This window comes from Paracoccus stylophorae (genome assembly GCF_028553765.1).
GTDB lineage: Bacteria > Pseudomonadota > Alphaproteobacteria > Rhodobacterales > Rhodobacteraceae > Paracoccus > Paracoccus stylophorae.
The window spans coordinates 2,847,695-2,869,423 of sequence record NZ_CP067134.1; the positions used below are offsets into that span (position 1 = coordinate 2,847,695).

21 protein-coding genes are annotated in these 21,729 nt (G+C 69.5%); 12 read left to right on the plus strand and 9 right to left on the minus strand.

All coding sequences use genetic code 11. From position 1 onward, the window contains the following. Positions 1-126: 126 nt before the first annotated feature. Positions 127-1,218 carry an AI-2E family transporter gene (locus tag JHW45_RS14010; RefSeq protein ID WP_272858213.1) on the plus strand — a complete coding sequence of 364 codons (1,092 nt, stop codon included), beginning with the start codon at positions 127-129 and terminating at the stop codon, positions 1,216-1,218. A 126-nt stretch (positions 1,219-1,344) separates the two neighbouring features. Then, on the plus strand, positions 1,345-2,094 hold the full coding sequence (locus tag JHW45_RS14015) for a GNAT family N-acetyltransferase (protein ID WP_272858214.1): 750 nt from the start codon (positions 1,345-1,347) through the stop codon (positions 2,092-2,094). 72 nt (positions 2,095-2,166) lie between these two features. Here JHW45_RS14015 and JHW45_RS14020 read toward each other — a convergent pair whose 3' ends face one another. Further along, positions 2,167-2,616, minus strand: a complete 450-nt coding sequence (locus JHW45_RS14020) for a DNA polymerase III subunit chi (RefSeq protein WP_272858215.1) — start codon at positions 2,614-2,616, stop codon at positions 2,167-2,169. Between the two features lie 170 nt (positions 2,617-2,786). Continuing rightward, positions 2,787-4,394 carry a leucyl aminopeptidase gene (locus tag JHW45_RS14025; protein ID WP_272858216.1) on the minus strand — a complete coding sequence of 536 codons (1,608 nt, stop codon included), beginning with the start codon at positions 4,392-4,394 and terminating at the stop codon, positions 2,787-2,789. A 112-nt stretch (positions 4,395-4,506) separates the two neighbouring features. Here JHW45_RS14025 and lptF point away from each other — a divergent pair, with 112 nt between their 5' ends. From lptF to rsmA, 6 genes are all read left to right on the plus strand, one after another. Continuing rightward, on the plus strand, positions 4,507-5,643 hold the full coding sequence (gene lptF / locus JHW45_RS14030) for an LPS export ABC transporter permease LptF (RefSeq protein WP_272858217.1): 1,137 nt from the start codon (positions 4,507-4,509) through the stop codon (positions 5,641-5,643). Then, positions 5,640-6,752, plus strand: a complete 1,113-nt coding sequence (lptG, locus tag JHW45_RS14035) for an LPS export ABC transporter permease LptG (RefSeq protein ID WP_272858218.1) — start codon at positions 5,640-5,642, stop codon at positions 6,750-6,752. Before lptF ends, lptG begins: the two co-directional genes overlap by 4 nt. Next, positions 6,749-9,163 carry an LPS-assembly protein LptD gene (locus JHW45_RS14040; RefSeq protein WP_272858219.1) on the plus strand — a complete coding sequence of 805 codons (2,415 nt, stop codon included), beginning with the start codon at positions 6,749-6,751 and terminating at the stop codon, positions 9,161-9,163. Before lptG ends, JHW45_RS14040 begins: the two co-directional genes overlap by 4 nt. Positions 9,164-9,195: 32 nt before the next feature. Then, positions 9,196-10,464 carry a peptidylprolyl isomerase gene (locus JHW45_RS14045; RefSeq protein ID WP_272858220.1) on the plus strand — a complete coding sequence of 423 codons (1,269 nt, stop codon included), beginning with the start codon at positions 9,196-9,198 and terminating at the stop codon, positions 10,462-10,464. A 17-nt stretch (positions 10,465-10,481) separates the two neighbouring features. Next, positions 10,482-11,447 (plus strand): 4-hydroxythreonine-4-phosphate dehydrogenase PdxA, encoded by a 966-nt coding sequence (gene pdxA, locus JHW45_RS14050; RefSeq protein WP_272858221.1) that lies wholly within the window; start codon positions 10,482-10,484, stop codon positions 11,445-11,447. A 64-nt stretch (positions 11,448-11,511) separates the two neighbouring features. Next, on the plus strand, positions 11,512-12,372 hold the full coding sequence (rsmA, locus tag JHW45_RS14055; protein ID WP_272858222.1) for a 16S rRNA (adenine(1518)-N(6)/adenine(1519)-N(6))-dimethyltransferase RsmA: 861 nt from the start codon (positions 11,512-11,514) through the stop codon (positions 12,370-12,372). Positions 12,373-12,454: 82 nt separating this feature from the next. Here rsmA and JHW45_RS14060 read toward each other — a convergent pair whose 3' ends face one another. From JHW45_RS14060 to JHW45_RS14085, 6 genes are all read right to left on the minus strand, one after another. Then, entirely contained in the window at positions 12,455-13,336 is an 882-nt protein-coding gene (locus tag JHW45_RS14060; protein ID WP_272858223.1) for a DUF4167 domain-containing protein, read from the minus strand. A gap of 257 nt (positions 13,337-13,593) precedes the next feature. After that, positions 13,594-14,418, minus strand: a complete 825-nt coding sequence (prmC, locus tag JHW45_RS14065; RefSeq protein ID WP_272858224.1) for a peptide chain release factor N(5)-glutamine methyltransferase — start codon at positions 14,416-14,418, stop codon at positions 13,594-13,596. Further along, positions 14,415-15,470 (minus strand): peptide chain release factor 1, encoded by a 1,056-nt coding sequence (gene prfA / locus JHW45_RS14070; RefSeq protein ID WP_272858225.1) that lies wholly within the window; start codon positions 15,468-15,470, stop codon positions 14,415-14,417. The genes prmC and prfA overlap by 4 nt, the downstream gene beginning before the upstream one ends. 115 nt (positions 15,471-15,585) lie before the next feature. Next, positions 15,586-16,545: an agmatinase gene (gene speB / locus JHW45_RS14075; RefSeq protein ID WP_272858226.1), complete on the minus strand. Its 960-nt coding sequence runs from the start codon at positions 16,543-16,545 to the stop codon at positions 15,586-15,588. Positions 16,546-16,647: 102 nt separating this feature from the next. After that, entirely contained in the window at positions 16,648-17,031 is a 384-nt protein-coding gene (locus JHW45_RS14080; RefSeq protein WP_272858227.1) for a rhodanese-like domain-containing protein, read from the minus strand. After that, the gene (locus JHW45_RS14085; protein WP_272858228.1) at positions 17,028-17,936 is read right to left on the minus strand and encodes an MBL fold metallo-hydrolase; all 909 of its coding nucleotides are present in this window, start codon (positions 17,934-17,936) and stop codon (positions 17,028-17,030) included. Before JHW45_RS14085 ends, JHW45_RS14080 begins: the two co-directional genes overlap by 4 nt. 264 nt (positions 17,937-18,200) lie before the next feature. Between JHW45_RS14085 and rpsF the strand changes: the two genes are divergently transcribed. The 4 genes from rpsF (at position 18,201) to bmt (ending at position 20,595) form a co-directional block, all read left to right on the plus strand. Then, positions 18,201-18,566 (plus strand): 30S ribosomal protein S6, encoded by a 366-nt coding sequence (rpsF, locus tag JHW45_RS14090; protein ID WP_272858229.1) that lies wholly within the window; start codon positions 18,201-18,203, stop codon positions 18,564-18,566. 12 nt (positions 18,567-18,578) lie between these two features. Next, complete coding sequence (gene rpsR, locus JHW45_RS14095) at positions 18,579-18,806, plus strand: 30S ribosomal protein S18 (protein WP_022707247.1); 228 nt, start codon at positions 18,579-18,581, stop codon at positions 18,804-18,806. A 12-nt stretch (positions 18,807-18,818) separates the two neighbouring features. Continuing rightward, positions 18,819-19,415, plus strand: coding sequence for a 50S ribosomal protein L9 (rplI, locus tag JHW45_RS14100; RefSeq protein WP_272858230.1), 597 nt, complete (start codon positions 18,819-18,821; stop codon positions 19,413-19,415). A gap of 169 nt (positions 19,416-19,584) precedes the next feature. Further along, on the plus strand, positions 19,585-20,595 hold the full coding sequence (gene bmt, locus JHW45_RS14105) for a betaine--homocysteine S-methyltransferase (RefSeq protein ID WP_272858231.1): 1,011 nt from the start codon (positions 19,585-19,587) through the stop codon (positions 20,593-20,595). Between the two features lie 23 nt (positions 20,596-20,618). On the opposite strand, the gene JHW45_RS14110 is transcribed toward bmt, so the two are convergent. Then, complete coding sequence (locus tag JHW45_RS14110) at positions 20,619-21,698, minus strand: PA0069 family radical SAM protein (protein ID WP_272858232.1); 1,080 nt, start codon at positions 21,696-21,698, stop codon at positions 20,619-20,621. Positions 21,699-21,729 lie beyond the last annotated feature (31 nt).

Genomic DNA, 21,729 nt, shown 5'->3' on the forward strand with positions numbered 1-21,729 from the left:
CGGCAAGAACAAGCCGCGCGGGCGCGGTGCCGGCGGGACCGCGCCATGTGCTTCGGCGGGCATGTCGCCTGCCGCGAAACATGCTAGTCCTGCGGCAGGACCGTCACCCCTGCGAAGGAGCCGCCCATGACCACGTCGCCGCGCGACACGCACGAACCCGGCGACGCCGCCGGATTGTCCCGGCGGCACAACGTGCCCTTCGCCACGATCATCGCGGTCTTTGCCATCGCCGCGCTGATGGCCGCGATCTGGATGTGGTCGCACGTGCTGCTGATGGCATTCGCCGCGATCCTTGTGGCGATCGCGCTGCGCGGCGGTGCGACACTTCTGCATCGCTGGACCGGGCTGGGGTTCAAGCCCGGCGTGCTGATCACCGCGCTGGTTGCCGTGGCGGTGATCGTGGCGGCGTTCGGGGCCGCCGGCCCGTCGGTGTCGAGACAGTTCAACCAGCTTCTCAGCAGCCTTCCCGAGGCCTGGCAGCAGGTCAACGACTGGCTGGGCAACAGCAGCATCGGGCAGTTCATCGAACGCCGGATCGACGCGGGCGGCGGATCGGCGCCCGAGGCCGCGACCGGCAGCCTGCCCTCGGTCTTCGGCTATCTGACCGGCACGATCACCACGGTCTTCGGGGTGCTGGCCGATCTGGTGCTGATGCTGACCATCGCGATCTTTCTGGCGCTGGACGGGCCCACCTATCGCGGCGGGTTCCTGCATCTGGTGCCGCTTTCCTATCGCGACCGGGCCGGCAGGGTCGTGGACGAATGCGGCTCGGCCCTGGGGCGATGGATGGGCGGACAGGCGCTGGACATGCTGATCGTGGCGTTGCTGACCGGCGCGGGGCTGTGGCTTCTGGGGGTGCCGCTGGCCCTGGTGCTGGGGCTGATCGCGGGATTGACCAACATCATCCCGGTCATCGGCCCGTTCATGTCCGGCATCCCGGCGGTCATGTTCGCGCTGACGCAGGGGGTCGATCAGGCGCTGTATGTCACGCTGCTGTTTCTGGTGATCCAGCAGATCGAGGGCAACGTGCTGATGCCGATGATCCAGCAATCGGCCGCCAACCTGCCGCCGGTTCTGACGGTGCTGGCGATCGTCGCATTCGGCGGAATGTTCGGCCTGTTCGGGGTGATTCTGGCTACGCCGCTGCTGCTGGTGTCGATCATCCTGGTCAAACGGCTTTATGTCGAGGATGTGCTGGGCGACCGCCTGTCGAAGTGACGCGGCACCCGGCCTGCGTCGGAAATATTGCCCCTGCGCGCGAAAATTCGCGGCGCCGTCATTGCGCTGTCACGGATCCGGGACAAGACTGGGTCCGGGTCAAGGCCGTGACGGCAGAGGCATGGGATGCAGCCATTTCGCAAGGGCCGGTATCGGGCAAGGATTGCCGCGACCGAAGAGGATGTCCGGGCCGCGCAACGCCTGCGCTGGCTGTGTTTTTACGGCGGGCATGACGACACCGGCACCCGGATCGACGCCGATTCGCTGGACGCCGATTGCCGCCATGTGCTGATCGAGGATGAGGCGAGCGGGCGGCTGGTCTGCTGTTTCCGGTTCCTGCCGCTGGCGGCCGGGTCGCAGATCGTGCGCAGCTATTCGGCGCAGTTCTACAATCTCAGCGCGCTGTCGCGATTCGACGGCAAGATGGTCGAGATGGGGCGGTTCTGCGTCCTTCCGGGCGCGCGCGATCCCGACATCATCCGCACCGCCTGGGCGGCGATGACGCGATATGTCGAACAGGAGGGGGTCGAGATGCTGTTCGGCTGTTCCAGCTTTGCCGGCACCGACCCGAGCGCGCATGAAGAGGCGTTCGCGATCCTGAAGGAACGGCACCTTGCGCCGCGCCGCTGGTGGCCGCGCGTCAAGGCGCCGCGCGTGGTCCGCTTTGCCCGCGCGCGGCGCATCTCGGCGCCCGATCCACGGCGCGCGATGGCCGCGATGCCGCCCCTGCTGCGCAGCTATCTGGCGATGGGGGGCTGGGTCAGCGACCATGCGGTGGTCGATCCGGCCTTGCAGACGATGCATGTGTTCACCGGGGTCGAGATCCGCGCCATCCCGCCCACACGGCGCCGCCTGCTGCGCGACGCCGCGTCCTAGACCGCCCCTCACGCAGCGGCGCAGGAAGGTCGCGCAACCCGCTGGTATCGCGGCATTTCCGCACCGCGCACATCAGCGTTTCCGCTGCCAGCTGCCGCCTTCCTCGGACCAGTATTGCGCCGTCGCGCCGGCGGCGGTCAGGGCCTTCCACTGTTCGCGCGCGCGGGCGACGGCGGTGCTGTCGCCGCCGTCGAACAGGATGCAGACGCGGTCGAGGCGCAGGGCCTCTGGGGCCGCGACCTCGACCCCGTGCAGCGCCATCAGGCAGGAGGGGGCATTCGCCGCCTCTTGCCCTTGCAGCGTCAGCAGGACGGGCTGGCGGGCGTCGTGCGGGCCGCCCGCCAGACCGTGCGGCAGGAAGCCGTCGCCCTGCCATAATTGCCGGTCCAGCCAGTCCATGCGGTCGGGATCGGCGCCGCGCAGTTCGACCCGCCAGCCCGCGGCCAGCGACTTGCCGATCAGGACCGGCAGAAGCTGTTCGGCGGGCGAACGGGTCAGGTGGTAGAAGAGGACATTGCCCATCGCGCCGCCGCCTTAGATCCGCGCAACGGCAGCGGGCGTTGCGTGATGCCGCGCAAGGGGCCTGCGCGACGAAAGCGCCAGCAAATGCCGGGTTTCGGGGCGCACCGCCCATGCACCGGCCGCGCACCGGGCGTGCACAGCCTGTACACCGCTTGCGGGCGTTGCGCGGCTCATTCCTCTTCGAACCGGTCGCGCACCAGCCGGTCCAGCGTCATCACGCCCCAGCCGGTCGCCCCCTTGGGCGCAAGTTCGGTCGCCGAGGGCGGCAGGGCGACGCCGGCGATGTCGATATGCGCCCATGCCTGATCCTTGCGGATGAAGCGTTGCAGGAACTGCGCCGCCGTGATCGAGCCGGCCGGCCGGCCGCCGGTGTTCTTCATGTCGGCCAGCCGAGACTTGATCAGCTTGTCATAGGCCGGGGCCAGCGGCAGCCGCCATGCGCCCTCGCCCTCGGCGCGGGCGGCGGACAGGATGTTGTCGGCCAGCCGGTCATCATTGGCGAACACGCCCGCGTTTTCGTGGCCAAGCGCGATGATGACCGCGCCGGTCAGCGTGGCAAGGTCGATGATCGCGCGCGGTTCGAACCGGGTCTGCGCATACCACAGCACGTCGGCCAGCACGAGCCGGCCCTCGGCGTCGGTGTTGATCACCTCGATCGTGTCGCCCTTCATGGATTTCACGATGTCGCCGGGGCGCTGCGCGGCGCCGTCGGGCATGTTCTCGACCAGGCCGACGACGCCCACGACATTCGCCTTGGCGCGGCGCAGCGCCAGTGTGCGCATGACGCCCGCGACGACGCCCGCGCCGCCCATGTCCATCGTCATCTCCTCCATCCCGGCGGCGGGCTTGATCGAGATGCCGCCCGAATCGAACACCACCCCCTTGCCGCACAGCGCCAGCGGCGCGGCATCCTTGTCGCCGCCCTGCCAGCGCATCACCACGACCTTCGAGGGGCTGGCGCTGCCCTGCCCCACGGCCAGCAGCGCGCGCATCCCCAGATCGCGCAGCGCGTCCTCGTCCAGCACCTCGACCGTCAGGCCGATCTCCTCCATCGCCTTCAGCCGGTCGGCAAAATCGGTGGTGGTCAGCACGTTGGCCGGTTCGTTGACCAGATCGCGGGTGAAGAACACGCCCTCGGCCACGGCGGCGGCGTCCTGCGCGGATCGGGCCAGCGCCTGCGGATCGCGGGCCATGAAGGTCACGCGCGCCTTGTCGGGCACCGGGGCGTCGCCGTTTCCGTTGCCGGCCGGACCGGGCGTCTGGGCGTCCGACAGACGCGCATCCTGCGCCGCGCCCTGCCGCGAGACGGTCTGCGGCGGCGTGTCCGATCCGGCATCGCGCGCCGCGCCGTCGTCGCCGTTTTCGGAATCGGTCTTATAGACCGAGAAATCATAGCCGCGCAGCGCGATCCCCAACGCCACCTCGCCCGCGCGCTTGTGCCCGCCGGCCAGAACCAGCGTATGGGTCTTGCCCAGCCTTGCGCCGATGGCGGCGCCGGCCTTGCGCGCCTCGGCCACGCTGGCGCCGCCGGGCAGGACGACCAGTTGCAGCGCCTCGGCCGCCATGCCGGCGGGGAAGGCCAGTTCCAGCGTGTCGCCGGGCTTCAGCGCCTTGCCCGCCCTGGACTCCAGCGCGCGCAGGGCCGCATCGCGGGTACCGCGCGGCAGCCCCGCCGGCAGGCGGCCGTTCTGCGACACGATCAGCGCGACGCGGCCTTCATGCGCGGCCAGCCGGTCGGTGGCGGTTTCGGTGAAATCGATCTCGACGGGATGGGTCATGGCGGTCCTCATATCTGGTCGGGCGAGAGCCTAGACCCGCATCCGGGCCTTGGCCAGAGCCGCCCCAGCCGCTAATCAGGGTCGACGCCCTTGCAGGATCGCGCAAGCCCAGATGCCCCGGATCGACAGATATATTCTTGGCCAGATGCTGACGCTGTTCGGCTTTTTCGCGCTGGTGCTGGTGTCGGTCTACTGGATCAACCGGGCGGTCAGCCTGTTCGACGACCTGCTGAACGACGGCCAGACGGCGCTGGTGGTGCTGGAATTCACCGCGCTGACCCTGCCGCTGGTCATTTCCATCGTGCTGCCGGTGGCCGCGTTCGCCGCCACCGCCTATGGCACCAACCGGCTGTCCAACGAATCCGAGCTGGTGGCGATGCAGTCGGCCGGGCTGTCGCCCTGGCGGCTGGCGCGGCCGGTGCTGGTCTTCGGCGTCTTCGTGGGGCTGATGGTCGCGGTGCTGGTCCACGGGCTGGTGCCGATGGCGCGCGCGCGGCTGGCCGAGCGGCAGGCCGAGATCGCGCAGAACATCACCGCGCAGTTCCTGCGGCCCGGCAGCTTCCAGTATCCGGCGCGCGGGGTCACGCTGTTCATCCGCGACGTGGCGACCGACGGGCGGCTGCTGGACCTGTTCATCGAGGATGCGCGCAATCCCGACGACCAGACGATCCACACCTCGCAGGAGGCGCTGGTGGTGCGGCGCGACACCGGGCCGGTGCTGATCCTGCTGCGCGGCATGTCGCAGAACCTGCGCGCGCAGGGCGATCAGCGGCGGCTGTCGGTGACGCGGTTCGACGAGCTCAGCTATGACATCGGGGCGATGCTGGACACGCGCGGCCGGACCGGGCGCGACCTGCGCGATTACGGCACGCTGCGGCTGCTGGACCCGGATGCGGCGCTGTTGCAGGCGACAGCCGCCAGCGCCCCCGAGGCGCGGCGCGAGGCGCATGAGCGGATCGCCCAGCCGCTGCTGTCGCCGATCGCCGCGATGATCGGGTTCGCCACGCTGCTGATCGGCGGCTATTCGCGGTTCGGGGTCTGGCGGCAGGTGTTCTGGGCGATCCTGGGGCTGATCGCGGTGCAGTTCCTGACCAATGCCGCAGCCGACCAGACCGAGCGCGACCCGGCGTTGTGGCCGCTGCTGTATCTGCCGGCGCTGGCGGGGGGCGCGCTGTGTCTGGGGCTGCTGTGGCTGGCGGCGCGGCCGCGCGGGCGGCGGAAGCGTCTGGCGGGCGGGGGGGCGGCATGATCCTTGCGCGCTATGTCTCGCGGCGGTTTCTGCGCTCGCTGCTGCTGATCGGGGGGGTGTTCCTGCTGATCCTGCTGCTGATCGACATGATCGAGATGATCCGCCGTTTCGCCAGCCGCGATATCGGGCTGTCGGGGGCGTTCCGGCTGGCCGCGCTGAACATCGCGGGCAGTTTCTATTCGATCCTGCCGCTGATCACCGTGCTGGCCGGGATCGCGCTGTTTCTGGGCCTGTCGCGCAGTTCCGAGATGGTGGCGATCCGCGCCTCGGGGCGGTCGGCGCTGAAGGTGGTGACGGCGCCGGCGGTGACGGCGGCGCTGGTGGGCGCGCTGGCGGTGGGGCTGGTCAACCCGCTGGTCGCCGTGACCGGCGCGCGATTCGACGCCGCCGTGTCGGAGATCGAGCGCGAGGGCCGGCAGACCGTGTCGATCGGGGATCGCGCGGTGTGGCTGCGTCAGGCGGTGATCGACGACAGCGGGCAGGAGGCCGGGCAGGTGGTGATCCGCGCCCGCCGCGCCAGCCCGGACGCCACGACGCTGTATGACGCGACCTTCCTGGTATTCGACGGCGGCAGCGGGCCGGTGCGCCGGATCGAGGCGCACGAGGCGCGGCTGAGCCCCGGCGAATGGCGGCTGAGCGGGGTGCGCGATTATCCGCTGGACCAGCCCAACCCCGAGGCGCAGGCCGAGGCCAGCGAGACGGTGACCTTGGCCTCGGACCTGACGGCGCAGCGCATCCGCGACGGGTTCGGCCGCCCCGAGGCGGTGCCGGTCTGGCAGTTGCCGGGCTTCATCGCCGGGCTGGAACGCGCGGGGTTCCGCGCCGACCGCCACCGGGTCTGGTTCCAGATGGAGCTGGCGCGGCCGTTCCTGATGGCCGCGATGCTGTTCGTCGCCGCCGCCTTCACCATGCGCCATCTGCGCGGCCGCAGCGCCGGCACCGCGGTTCTTCTGGCCTTCGGGGCGGGGATCGGTCTGTTCTTTCTGCGCAATCTGGCGCAGGTTCTGGGCGATAACGGGCAGATCGCGCCCGCGATGGCCGCATGGACGCCGCCGCTGGTGGGCATCCTGCTGGCCGTGGCGCTGATCCTGCAACGGGAGGATGGATGACGGGCGCCGGACGCAGGGGCACACAAATCGCGCGGGTCGCGGGGCTGCTGGCCGGGCTTGCCGCGCCGCTGCTGCTGCCGGCCGCGCTGCCGGTGCCGTCGGGCGCGCAGACGATCTTCGGCGATGACGACCGCGCGATGCCGTCGGGGCGGATGACGGGGGCACCGCTGGCCACGTCCTCGGGTCAGGCGGCGCTGGCGCCAAGCGCGGCCGGGCTGGGCGAGGATCTGCGCGGCGACCGGACCCAGGGCGGCGCGACGCTGGAGGTGGTCGAGCCCGATGCCGACGTGACGCTGCCCGACCGGCCCGCGCCGGGCGAGGCGACGGATGCGGCGACGGTGCTGGCCGATACGATGGTGTTGCAGGACGACCGGACGCTGATCGCGGCGGGCGGGGTCGTGATCTGGTATCAGGGCGCGCGGCTGGTCGCGTCGCGGCTGATCGTGGACGGGGCCAGCGGCGATCTGACCATCGAGGGACCCATCCACCTGTCCCGCCCCGGCGCGGCCGATCCCGATGCCGAGGCGGTGCTGGTCGCCGATTCGGCGCAGCTTGACCGCAAGTTGCAGGACGGCATCATCCGCGGCGCGCGGCTGGTGATCGCGCGCGAGCTGCAACTGGCCGCGACCGACCTGACCCGCAGCGACGAGGGGCGCATCACCCGGCTGCGCAACGTCGTCGCCTCGAGCTGCCAGGTCTGCGCCGCCAATCCCACGCCGCTGTGGGAGATTCGCGCCCGCAGCATCACCCACGATGCCGAAACCCGGCTGCTGACATTCGAAAGCCCGCAACTGCGCGCCTTCGGCGTCCCCATTGCCGCCGTGCCGCTGACCGTCACCGCGCCCGATCCCACGGTCGAGCGGAAATCGGGCTTTCTGAAGCCCGAGATCCGCACCACCTCGGGGTTGGGGTTCGGGGTCAAGCTGCCCTATTTCCAGACGATGGGCGATCACGCCGATCTGACGATCACGCCCTATGTCTCGGCCAGCCGCACCCGCACGCTGGAACTGCGCTATCGCCAGGCGTGGCGCCGTGCCGTCACCGAATGGAACGGCGCGGTCAGCCGCGACGACATCCAGCCGGGCGAGACGCGCGGCTATGTCTTTGGCAACGCGCTGGTCGATCTGCCGCGCGGCTATCGGCTGGGGGTGCAGGTGCAGGCGGCGACCGATCGCGGCTATCTGCTGGATTACGACATCACCGATGCCGACCGTCTGTGGAGCGGGCTGACGCTGGAACGGATCACCCGCGAGCGGCTGTTCTATGGCCGGGTCGGCAATTACCATTCGCTGCGCGACGACGAGGACAACCGGACCTCGCCGGCGCAGGTGGCCGACGTGCTGTGGCAGCGCCGGTTTTCGCCCCGGCTGATCGGCGGCGAGGGCGTGATGGAATGGTCCATCCACGCCCATCGCCGCCCCTCGGACGCCGATATCGACGGGCGCGATATCGCCCGCGGCTCGGTCGGGCTGGACTGGCGCCGGACCGAGATCCTGCCGGGCGGGCTGGTCGGCGCGGCGATTGCGGGGCTGGACGCCGACCTGTACCGGATCGCGCAGGACGACCGCTTTGACCCCGTCGAAGGCCGCGTCGATCCGCTGGTGGGTGTCGAATTGCGCTGGCCGCTGGCGGGCAGCGGACAGGCCGGCGCCACGCATCTGGTCGAGCCGGTGGCGCAATTGCTGTGGTCGCCGCGCGGCGAGGACCAGAACATCCCCAACGAGGACAGCCGCCTGATCGAGTTCGACGAGGGCAACCTGTTTTCCGACAACCGCTTTCCGGGCTGGGACGCGCGCGAAACCGGGCTGCGCGCGAATCTGGGCGTCGGCTGGACCCGGATCGACCCGACCGGCTGGTCGCTGGGGCTGACCGGGGGGCGGGTGCTGCGCGCGCGCGACGACGATGTCTTTGCCGCCGATTCGCCCCTGGGCGGGCGGCGGTCGGACTGGCTGCTGGCCACGCATTACGACAGCGGCACCGGCCTTGCCGTCGCCAACCGCGCCCTGTTCGATGATTCCTTCACCTTTTCGCGAAACGAATTGCGGGTGGGCTGGCTGCGCCCCGATCTGCAGCTTTCGGCCGGGCATCTGTGGATCAACAGCGACGAGAACGAGAGCCGCGACAGCGATATCAGCGAACTGACCGCGCATGTCGGCTGGCAGATCGCGGATGGCTGGTGGGGCAATGCGCGCACCCGCTATGACTTTGTGGCGGACCGGGCGCAGCGCGCCTCGCTGGACCTGACCTATCGCAACGAATGCCTGACGCTGGACATGGGGCTGTCGCGGCGCTTTACCGATTCGCGCAGCGTGCGCCCGGAAACCAGCTTCGATCTGTCGGTCAGGCTGGGCGGATTCGGCAGCAGCAGCGACGGTCCCGGCACGGTGGCGCGGCGCAGTTGCATGCGCTAGTGTTTGGGCGACAAGAATATTGAGGGCAGCAGATGCGGCACATTCTTTCCGGCATCGCCTTGGCGGCGACCCTGCTTATCGGCGCGACCGTGTCGGCCACGGCGCAGAACCCGTTCGAGCCGGTCGTCTATGTGAACGACAAGGCCGTGACCCGGTACGAGGTGCAGCAGCGCAAGCGGTTCATGCAGATCCTGGGCGCGCCGGACACCGACGACCGGGCCGCCGAACAGGCGCTGATCGACGACCGGCTGCGGGTCTTTGCCGCCGAACAGCTGGGCATCGAGGCCACGGAGGAGGGGTTGCAGGCCGGGCTTGACGAATTCGCCGCCCGCGCGGGGATGGATGCGACGCAGTTCACCGTCGCGCTGGAACGGGGCGGGGTCGAACCGCATGTCTATCGCGATTTCGTCCGCGCCGGGATCGTCTGGCGCGGCGTGATCCGCCAGCGTCTTGTGCCGCTGCTGTCGGTGTCGGACGCCGAGATCGAGCAGGAACTGAAACGCCAGGTCCAGACGCCGATCCTGTCGCGGGTGCTGATGTCCGAACTGATCCTGCCGGCGCCGCCGGGGCAGGAACAGGCGGCGATGGATCTGGCCAACCGGATCGCCGGTTCGCGCCCGACCGAGGACCAGTTCGCCCAGGCCGCGCGCCAGTATTCCGCCGCCGGTTCGGCCTCGGCCGGGGGGCGGCTGGGCTGGCTGGACATCGACAATCTGCCGCCGTCGCTGCGCCCGGTGATCGCGGGGCTGCAACCGGGCCAGACCTCGCGCCCGCTGACGGTGCCGGGGGCGGTGGTGATCTTCCATCTGCGCGACACGCAGGGCACGCTGCGCCCCGGGGCGACCGAACAGGTGCTGGACTACATGACGCTGCGCCTGGCGTCGGCCGCGGATGCCGCAAGGCTGGCGGCGCGGGCACGCACCTGCGACACGCTTTACGGCGATGCCGGATCGGCCGCCCCGGCGATCCAGCGCCAGACCCGGTCGCAGAACGCGATCCCGACGCTGATCGCGGCGCAGCTGGCCTCGCTGGACGACGACGAGGCGACGGTCATCGATTACGGCAACGCCGCCGATCTGGTGATGCTGTGTTCGCGCCAGCCGGCGATCCTGGCCGAGGCCGGAAACGACGTCGCCACCACCGCCCTGCCCGATGACGGGGTCGAGGATGCGGTGCCCGACGCGCAGGCCGTGCCCAGCCGCGAGGCCGTGCGCGAGGAATTGTTCAACCGCAAGGCCAGCGCGGCCGCCGACGCCTATCTGGCGGAGCTGCGCGCCGACGCGGTGATCCGGCGGCCGTGACCGGCGATGGCGCGCCGATGACCGACCGCATCCTGCTGACCTGCGGCGAGCCGGCCGGGATCGGCCCGGAACTGGCGCCGCTGGCGCTGGAATCGGGTGTGGATTTCGTCTGGATCGGCGATCCCCGCCACCTGCCCGAGGGCACCGCGTATCACGAGGTCGTGGCCCCTTCGGACCCGGTGCCCGAGGGCCGGCTGCCGGTGCTGCCGCACGATTTCGCCGCCCCCGCCACGCCGGGCAGACCCGATCCCGCGAACGCGCCGGACGTGATCGAGGTGATCGCCCGCGCCGTCGATCTGATCATGCGCGGCGAATCGCGCGCCATGACGACGCTGCCCATCAGCAAGCAGGCGCTGAAGGAAGGTGCGGGCTTCGGATTTCCGGGCCACACCGAATATCTGGCCGATCTGGCCGGCGGTGTGCCGGTGGCGATGATGCTGGCCTCGACCACGGTGACGCCGCCCTGCCGGGTGGTGCCGGCGACGATCCACATCCCGCTGTCGCAGGTGCCGGATGCGCTGACCGACCGGGTGCTGGAACAGGCGATCCGGATCACCCATGCGGCGCTGATCCGCGATTTCGGCATCGCCGCGCCGCGGATCGCGGTGGCCGGGCTGAACCCCCATGCCGGCGAGGGCGGCACCATCGGGCACGAGGAGATCCGGCGTTTCCGCCCCCTTCTCGACCGGCTGCGCGCCGAGGGGATGCAGATCGCGGGGCCGCTGCCCGCCGACACGATGTTCCATCCCCCGGCCCGCAGCCGATACGACGCGGCGATCTGCGCCTATCACGATCAGGCGCTGATCCCGATCAAGACGCTGGATTTCGCCGGCGGGGTGAACGTCACGCTGGGCTTGCCCTTCATCCGCACCTCGCCCGATCACGGCACCGCCTTCGACATCGCCGGGCAGGGCCGCGCCGATCCGGCCTCGACCATCGCCGCGCTGCGGATGGCGCGCGACATGGCCGCCAACCGCGCATGATCCGTCTTTGGCGCGCAAATATCCCACGGGGGTCCGGGGGTGTGAAACCCCCGGCCGTGCCGGGATGAGCGCGATCGACAATCTGCCGCCGCTGCGCGAGGTGATCGCGCGCCACGATCTGCGCGCGAAAAAGCAGCTTGGCCAGAATTTCCTGCTGGACCTGAACCTCACCGCCAAGATCGCGCGGCAGGCCGGCGATCTGCGCGATTGCGACGTGCTGGAAATCGGCCCCGGCCCCGGCGGGCTGACCCGCGGCCTGCTGGCCGAGGGTGCGCGCCACGTGCTGGCCATCGAAAAGGATGCGCGCGCCCTGCCCGCTTTGGCCGAGATCGCGGCGGCCTATCCGGGCCGGCTGTCGGTCATCAACGGCGATGCGCTGCGGGTCGATCCGTTGCAGCATCTGACGCCGCCGATCTGCGTGGCGGCCAACCTGCCCTATAATATCGGCACCGAATTGCTGATCCGCTGGCTGACGCCGCCGGACTGGCCGCCCTTCTGGCAGTCGCTGACGCTGATGTTCCAGAAAGAGGTGGCCGAGCGGATCGTGGCGCGGCCGGGCAGCAAATCCTATGGCCGGCTTGCGCTGCTGGCGCAATGGCGCGCCGAGGCGCAGATCGTCATGACCCTGCCGCCCGAGGCGTTCGTGCCCGCGCCCAAGGTCCATTCGGCGGTGGTGCATCTGACGGCGCTGCCCGAACCGCGCTTTCCGGCCGATCCGGCGGTGCTGTCGCGGGTGACCGCCGCCGCCTTCAACCAGCGCCGCAAGATGCTGCGCGCCAGCCTGCGCGGCCTGCATCCGCAGATCGACACGCTGCTGCGTGACGCGGGCATCGCGCCGACCGCCCGGGCCGAAGAGATCGAACTGGAACGGTTCTGCGCGCTGGCGCGGGGCCTGTCTGCCGCACGCGCCGCAGATCGCGGCTGACGCCTGCCGCCCCCGGGTCCGCGCAACGACAAAGGGCCGCATCCGCGGCCCCTGATCGTCGTCTGGTGCGCAAGACGCCGCGTCAGCCCTGATCGGCCCCGTCATCGGCGGTGTCGGGGCGCGGTTCGGCGGCTTGCTTGTCGGCCTCACCGGCCTGATCGGCACCTTGATCGCCGCCCTGATCGGATACCGGCTTGCGGCGGGTGCGCGGTGCGCGGGCCGGTTTCGGCTTGCTGTCGCGGTCGCCCTCCTGGGCGTCGCTTTCGGGGGTCGGGACCGGACCGGCAGAGGCCGAGTCGTCCGAACTGACCGCATCCGGCAAGCCGCCATCGCCGGAGGCAGGCTTGACGCGGCGGGTGCGGGCGCGCTGTGGTTTCTGGTCGGGCTGGGCTTTCGGGTCGGCCTGGCCTGACTGATCGCCCGCCTGGGCCGGATCGCGCCGCTGGTCGTCCGACAAATCGTCCTGCCGGCGCGGCTGATCCTGCGTGGCACCGTCGCGCCCGCCCTGGCCCCGACCGTTCTGGTCGCGCCCGCCTTGGTCGCGCCCGCCTTGGTCGCGGCCGCCTTGGTCGCGGCTGGATTGATCGCGCCCGCCCTGATCGCGCCCACCTTGGTCGCGCCCGCCTTGATCGCGGCCGTTCTGGCCGCCGCCATTGCCATCGCGCGATTGCGACTGGTCGTCGTCGCGGCTTTGATTCTGCTGCTGACGCTCGGTCATTTCGCGCTGCGCCTCGCCCAGCATGCGCGTGTAATGCTCGGCGTGTTGCAGAAAGCTCTGCTCGGCCACGCGGTCGTTGGACAGTTGCGCGTCGCGGGCCAGCGTCAGGTATTTGTCGATGATCTGCTGGGGCGTGCCGCGGACCTTGCCCTCGGGCCCCGAGCTGTCGAAGACACGGTTGACGATATTCCCCAGCGAGCGCTGGCGGTTCGACTTGTTACGCGAACGGGATTTCGATGATCTCATCAGTCTGTCTGTCTGTAGGTTCCAGGTTGGTCTGGACGGCGTTTCGGGCGGCATCGCGGCGAAATCCGCGCCTTGCCGTGCAGCCCCGCCTTGCACCTGTGTCAGCGCGCGTCGCGCACCCCATCGGTTTCGGCTTTGTCAGGCTGACCCGTGCGGCGGCTTTGCGGCCCCGGCACGCGGGTGACTAACCACGCGGCACCGGGGGTTACAAGGAAAAACTTGCCCAGCGGCGGCAATTCCATGCGAAAACCGGCATTCTAGGCGTCGAAACGGGCCAGAACGACACGATCCCGCCCATCCAGATCGCGGATCAGGCGGGTTTTCGCGCCCTGATCGTGAAATATCCGCGCCACGGGCGCGCCCTGCGTCGGCCCGATCTCGACCAGCACGTGACCGCCTGCGGTCAGATGCGCCCCCGCGCCGGCGGCAATCGTGCGATAAGCGCTCAGCCCGTCGGCACCGTCGGTCAGGGCGGCATGGGGTTCCCAATCCAGCACGTCGGGGGCAAGCGATGCCATCTCGTCCAGCGCGATATAGGGCGGATTGGCGACGATCAGATCGAAGCGGCCGGTCACGCCGTCATACCAGTCGGCCGCGTGGAACGCAGCCGTCACACCGATCAGCTGGGCATTGCGCCGCGCCACGTCAAGGGCGGCGGGCGAGATGTCGGTGCCCGTCCCCGACGCCCCGCGCCGCGCGGCCAGCAGGGAAATCAGGATCACGCCGGTGCCGGTGCCCATGTCCAGCACGCTGCGCCACGGCAGGTCCAGCGCAGCCTCGACCAGGGTTTCGGTTTCGGGGCGCGGGTCCAGCGTGTCGCGCGTGACCACAAAGCGGTGGGCATGAAAATCGCGAAAGCCCACGATCTGCGCGACCGGCTGGCGGGCGGCGCGGGCGGCGATGCAAGCCTCCAGCCGCGCGATCTGGTCATCGGTCAACTCGACATCGTCGGCACCGCGCAGCCGGTCGGGCGCGATGTCCAGCACGGCGGCCAGGATCCGGTCGGCGTCGCGCGCGCCACCCTCGATCCCGGCTTCGCGCAGCGTGGCGGCGGCCTGCGCGCGCGCCTGCGACAGAATCATGTGTCGGCGGCCAGCCGCGCGGCCTGATCGTGGGCGGTCAGCGCGTCGATGATCTCGGTCAGATCGCCCGCCATCACCCGATCCAGCGCATAGATGGTCAGGTTGATGCGGTGATCGGTCATCCGGCCCTGCGGGAAATTATAGGTGCGGATGCGTTCGCTGCGGTCGCCCGAGCCGACCTGGCTTTTGCGGTCGGCGGCGCGTTCGGCATCGGCCTTCTGGCGCTGCATGTCGTAAAGACGCGCGCGCAGCACGGCCATGGCGTTGGCGCGGTTCTGGTGCTGCGACTTTTCGGAACTGGTCACGACGATGCCGGTGGGCAGATGGGTGATGCGCACGGCCGAATCGGTGGTGTTCACATGCTGCCCGCCGGCGCCGCTGGCGCGCATCGTGTCGATGCGGATATCGCCGGCAGGGATGTCGATATCGGCGTCCTCGGCGGCCTCGGGCAGCACCGCGACGGTGGCGGCGCTGGTGTGGATGCGGCCGCCCGATTCGGTCTCGGGGACGCGCTGGACGCGATGGACGCCGGATTCGTATTTCAGCCGGGCGAACACGCCCTCGCCCGCGATCCGGGCCACCGCCTCCTTGACGCCGCCCAACTCGGTCTCGGTCAGATCCAGCATCTGGAACGTCCAGCCCTGCGATTCGGCATGGCGGCGATACATCGCCAGCAGGTCGGCCGCGAACAGCGCCGCCTCGTCGCCGCCGGTGCCGGGGCGGATCTCGATGATGGCGGGGCGCGCATCCGCCGCGTCGCGGGGCAGCAGCGCGATGCGCAGATCCTGCTCAAGCCCCGGCACTTCGTCGCGCAGGCGGGCCAGCTCTTCCTCGGCCAGTTCGCGCAATTCGGGATCGTCCAGCATCGCCCGGGCCTCGGCGATGCCGTCCTGCGCCGCGCGCCAGCGGGCGATCCGCTCGACCACCGGTTTCAGATCGGCATATTCGCGGCTGATCCGGGCGATGGTGGCGGGATCGGCGCCGGCATGCAGCTGCGCTTCGAGAAAATCGAAACGCTGTGTGATCCGGGCAAGACGGTCTTCTGGCAGCATCCAAGCCGATTACCCGCCCAGCGGCGCAGGAACAAGGCGGATGTCTTTGGCGCGGAAATATCCCGGGTGGGGTCCGGGGAGGGCAGCGCCCTTCCCGGCCGCCGCGGGACGCAACTCAGCGCCGGTTCCAGCCATAGAGCGCGATCAGCTCCATCGCGACATGGGCGCCGGCCACGGCGGTCGCGCCGGTGGTGTCGTAGGGGGGCGAGACCTCGACCACGTCGCCGCCGATCAGGTCGAGGCCCGCCAGCCCGCGCAGCAGCGCCGCCGCCTGCCACGATGCCAGCCCGCCCCAGACCGGGGTGCCGGTGCCGGGCGCGAAGGCCGGGTCCAGCGCGTCGATGTCGAAGGTGACATAGACCGGACGCTGGCCCACCGCCGCACGGATGCGCGCCAGCGTCGCCGCGATGCCGTCCCGATGGACCGACGGCGCGTCGAGGATCGTCACCCCCATCGTGTCGGGGTTTTCGGTGCGGATGCCGATGCTGACGCTGGCAGAGGGATCGACCGCCCCTTCGCGGATCGCCTTGTACAGAAACGTGCCGTGGTCGATCCGGTCGGGGTCGTCATCGACCCAGGTGTCGGAATGGGCGTCGAACTGGATCAGCGCCACCGGCCCGCGCCGCGCAGCAAACGCGCGCAGGATCGGCAGGGTGACGAAATGATCGCCCCCCAGCACCAGCGGCATCGCGCCCGCATCCAGAATGGCGCCCAGATGCGCCTCGATCCGGGGCGGCACCTCGCGCGTGTTGGCATAGTCGAAGGCCATGTCGCCGTAATCCACCACATGCAGCAGCGACAGCGGGTCGTATCCCCAGCCATAGGGCGGATCGTAAGGTTGCAGGGTCGAGGCCTCGCGGATGGCGCGCGGCCCGAACCGCGCGCCGGGGCGGTGCGTCACCGCCTGATCGAAAGGGATGCCCGTCACCGCGACATCGACGCCGGCCAGATCCTTGGAATAGCGGCGCCGCAGGAAACTGGTCGCGCCGCCGAACGCGTTCTCGAACGACAGGCCGCGCGGATCGTCGCGCGTGAAGGCCTGATCCACCTGCGTCTTCGCATCTTCCAGCGCCATGAAACCCCCTGCCCGCCGATCCGTCCGGCGATCCGTCCGGCGATCACAGTGCCGCCGCCACCGGGCCGCCGCAAGCCCGGCCGCGGCTCCGGCCCGCGCGGCTTAGCCCGAGGAGTCGACGCGCTTGGGGGCGCCGGTCGCCATGTCGGTGCCGATATGGGCCTTGCCGGCCTGTTTCCAGGCGGCAAAGCCGCCATCCATGTGCACGATCCGGTCATGCCCCTGCGACAGCAGCGACCGCGCCACCGATTCGGACCGTTTCGAGGAGCCGCAATAGAAGACCAGCGTCCGCCCCTGCATCGACGGCAACCGGTCGGCGCGGATCTGCCCCATCGGGGCCAGCAGCGCGCCGTCGATATGTTCGAACATGTATTCCTGCGGGGTGCGCACGTCGATCACGGCGATCTCGCCCTTTTGCAGCGCCTCATCGACCTCGTCCACGGTCCATGTCTCCAGCGTGCCCTGTCCGGTGTCCTCGGTCTTCATCGCTTGGGCTCCTCGAACTTGTTTGCGGGGATCTTGAAATAGCTGTGTCCGTCCGCCTCGGGGTCGGGCAGCCGGCCGGCGCGCAGATTGACCTGCAACGCGTGCAGCATCCGGTCGGGCAAGGACAGCGTGGCGTCGCGCCGTTCGCGGATGCGGACATAGTCTTCGCGCCCGACGCCGCCGCCGATATGGGTATTGTGGGCGCGCTGTTCGGCCACGGTCGATTCCCATGCCGGTTCGTCGCGATCCTCGGTCCCGTAATCGTGGCCGATGAACAGCCGCATGTCGTCGGGCAGCGCCAGGATCGCCTGAAGGCTGTCGTAAAGCTGGCCGGCATCGCCGCCGGGGAAATCGGCGCGCGAGGTGCCGGCATCGGGCTGCATGAACGTGTCGTGCACGAAGGCCGCATCGCCCGCCACATAGGTGATCGACCCCAGCGTGTGCCCCGGCGACAGCATGACCCGCACCGGAATCTCGCCCAGCATGAAACTGTCGCCATCCGCGAACAGACGGTCGAAATCGGCTGCCGGATCGAAGGCTCCGGGCAGGTTGTAGATGTCTTCCCACAGCCGCGCGATCTGCACGACCTTCTCGCCGATGGCGTTCGGCACGCCGGTGCGGTCCTTCAGCCAGGCCGAAGCCATCAGGTGGTCGGCATGGGGATGGGTATCCAGAATCCATTGCAGGTCCAGGCCGCGCCGTTCGATCTGATCCAGCGCCCATTGCGCCGCGTCGTGGCGAATCGAGGCGCTGCGCGGGTCGAAATCCTGCACCACGTCGATCAGCGCGGCCTTGTTCGTCGCCACGTCCCAGACCAGATATTGCGCGCTGCCGGTCGGCTTGTCATAAAATCCCAGAACCTGCGGCGAGCCTGCGCCCCGCGACGGACTTTCCTTGCTGAACATGACATCCCCCGGATTGTTACATATCGTTATTGGAATATAATCGCGCCCCGGCGGAATGTAAGCAAGACTCGATGTCGCGGCAACCGCGACCCTGACCGGCGCGGGGGCGACCGGGCGGCACGCCCGAATCACCTTGCGCCCATGGCGCGCGCCGCTATAAGACGCCTTCCTTCCGCCGAGACATGCATAACGCGCAACCTCTCGTGGCGGGTGCGGAAGGTCGAAGCCCGCCTGTGAAGTGCGCCCGATGAAGAAAGGATCGCCATGCCTCTGTATGAGCATGTGCTGATCGCCCGTCAGGACCTGTCGAACACGCAGGCCGAAGGGCTGATCGAACATTTCTCGACCGTGCTGGCCGATAACGGCGGCAAGGTCGTGGACAACGAATACTGGGGTGTGCGCACCCTCGCCTACAAGATCAACAAGAACCGCAGGGGCCATTACGCCTTCCTGCGCAGCGACGCCCCCTCGGACGCCGTGCAGGAGATGGAGCGTCTGGCCCGTCTGCATGACGACGTGATGCGCGTGATGACGATCCGCGTGGACGAGCACGAGGAAGGCCCCTCGGTGCAGATGCAGAAGCGCGAGGAACGCGGCGACCGCCGCGGCGACCGTCGCGACCGGAACTGAGGAGACTGATCCATGGCGAACAAACCGTTTTTCCGCCGCCGCAAGGTCTGCCCGTTCTCGGGCGAGAATGCGCCCAAGATCGACTATAAGGACACGCGCCTGTTGCAGCGTTACATTTCCGAACGCGGCAAGATCGTACCCTCGCGCATCACCGCCGTGTCGGCCAAGAAGCAGCGCGAACTGGCCCGCGCCATCAAGCGCGCGCGGTTTCTGGCGCTGCTGCCCTATGTCGTGAAGTAAGGAGACCGGAACATGCAAGTCATCCTGCTGGAACGCGTGGCCAAGCTGGGCCAGATGGGCGAAGTGGTGAAGGTGAAAGAGGGTTATGCCCGCAACTTCCTGCTGCCCCAGGGCAAGGCCCTGCGCGCATCCGACGCCAATATCGCCGCGTTCGAGGATCGCAAGGTCCAACTGGAAGCGCGCAACTCCGAAACCAAGGCCGAGGCGCAGAAGGTCGCGGACAGGCTGGACGGCAAGACCTTTGTCATCATCCGTTCCGCGTCCGATTCCGGGGCGCTTTACGGGTCGGTGACGACGCGCGACGCCGCCGATTCGGCCGCCGAGGCCGGGTTCACCATCGACCGCAAGCAGGTCGTGCTGGGCGACCCGATCAAGGAGCTGGGCCTGCACGAGGTCGTGATCGTCCTGCACCCCGAGGTCGAGGCGACGATCACGCTGAACGTCGCCCGGTCGAATGAAGAGGCCGAGTTGCAGGCGCAGGGCAAGTCCATCCAGGACGTGGCCGCCGAAGCCGATGCCGAAGCCGAGTTCGAGATCGCCGAGCTGTTCGACGATATCGGCGGCGCCTCGTCCGAGGACGAGGGCGGCGCGGACGAGGAACGCGGCTGATCGCGTCGCTTTTCCTGCACATCTTCAGAACCGCGCCGGACCCCCGGCGCGGTTCTTTCGTTCCGGGCTTGAAGCCGCATCCGCGCGCCCGCAGATGATAAGGTTTGACGCGCCCCCGCCCCTGTGAGACAGCCCTGCAACCTTGAAGTGAACACCCCGAGGAACCGTCATGCATGATGCCCTGACCCGCCTTCTTGCGGACCGCGACTGGCTGCTGGCCGATGGTGCGACGGGCACCAACCTGTTCAACATGGGGCTGGAGGCCGGCCACCCGCCCGAGTTGTGGAACGTCGATCACCCCGACCGTATCCGGGCGCTGTATCGCGGCCCGGTCGAGGCCTGGTGCGACCTGTTCCTGACCAACAGTTTCGGCGGCAATGCCAGCCGGCTGCGGCTGCACAACGCGCAGGGCCGGGTCGGCGAACTGAACCGCGTCGCCGCCGAACTGGCGCGCGAGGTGGCGGATGCCTCGGGCCGCTCGGTCATCGTGGCCGGCAGCATCGGGCCGACCGGCGACATCATGGCGCCGATGGGCAGCCTGACCCACGAGGTCGCGGTCGAGATGTTTCACGAACAGGCCGAGGCGCTGAAACAGGGCGGCGTCGATGTGCTGTGGGTCGAGACGATCAGCGCCGCCGAGGAATACCGCGCCGCCGCCGAAGCCGCGCGTCTGGCCGACATGCCTTGGTGCGGCACGATGAGTTTCGACACCGCCGGCCGCACCATGATGGGCCTGACCCCCGCCCAGCTTTCGGCGCTGGTCGAAAAGCTGCCCAACCCGCCGGTGGCCTATGGCGCCAATTGCGGCGTCGGCGCCTCCGATCTGCTGCGCACCGTGTCGGGTTTCGCCGCCTCGGGCAGCGAACGCCCGCTGATCGCGAAAGGCAATGCCGGCATCCCGCGGTTCGAGGGCGGACACATCCATTACGACGGCACGCCGGACTTGATGGCCGATTACGCCTGCCTGGCCCGCGATCTGGGGGTGCGGATCATCGGCGGCTGCTGCGGCACCATGCCCGAACATCTGCGCGCCATGCGCATCGCGCTGGAAAGCCGCCCGCGCGGCGAACGCCCGTCGCTTGAGACGATCACACGCCAGCTTGGCGGGTTCAGCTCGGCCAGCGACGGGTCCGACGATTCAGGCCCCGGCCGCGAACGGCGCGGTCGCCGGCGCAGCTAGCGCCGCATCGGGGCAGCGGATCGTCAGAACAGCGACAGCTGGTCGCCTGCGCGAGGCGGCGGGCCGAAGCGGGTGCAGTCAAGCTGCGGCGCCGCCTGGCGAAAGCCCAGCCGCGTCCGCGCAAGGCGGAACCGTTTCAGCGCCAGTTCCGCCTCGATCCCTGCGCCGCGGAAGCGGTGGCCGAAACGCGGATCGTTGTCGCGCCCGCCGCGCATCGCCTGCACGCGGTTCATCACATGCGCGGCCATGCCGGGACGGTGCCGGTCCAGCCAGTCGCGGAACAGCGGCGCAACCTCGTGCGGCAGGCGCAGCGGGATCATGCTGGCGGTGGTTGCGCCCGCCTGGCGCGCGGCGGTCAGGATCGCCTCGATCTCGGGCTCGGTCAGAACCGGGATCACCGGCGCGACCATCACCCGCACCGGCACGCCGGCATCGGCCAGTTCGCGGATCATCCGCAGCCGCGTGGCCGGTGCGGGTGCGCGCGGCTCAAGCGCGCGGGCCAGCGGCGGATCCAGCGTCGTCACGCTGATGCCCACGGCCGCCTGCCCCTTGGCCGCCATCCCGGCCCACAGATCCAGATCGCGCAGCACCGTCTGGCCGCGCGTCACCAGCGTGACCGGGTGGTTCCAGTCGCGCAGCACGCGCAGGATGCCGGGCATGATCGCCAGCTTCGATTCGATCGGCTGATAGGGGTCGGTATTCGTGCCCAGCGCGATCGGCGCGGGCTTGTAGGACGGCCGCGCCAGTTCGCGTTCCAGCAGCCGGGCGGCATCGGGCTTGGCGGTGATCTTCGTTTCGAAATCCAGCCCCGGCGACAGTCCCAGATAGGCGTGGCTGGGACGGGCATAGCAATAGATGCAGCCATGTTCGCAGCCGCGATAAGGGTTGATCGACCGGTCGAAGGAGATGTCGGGCGAGGTGTTGCGGGTGATGATGCTGCGCGGCTTTTCCGTCACCACCTCGGTCCGCAGCAGATGCGCCTCTTCGGGGATGTCCCAGCCGTCGGAGTCGCGTTCGCGGCGATACGGCTCGAACCGTCCGTCGGGGCGTGTGTCGGCGCCGCGCGCCTTGAGGAGTCGGTCGGGATCGCGGGGTGGCGGCATGGGCGTGTTATAGAACATTACAGGAACAGGC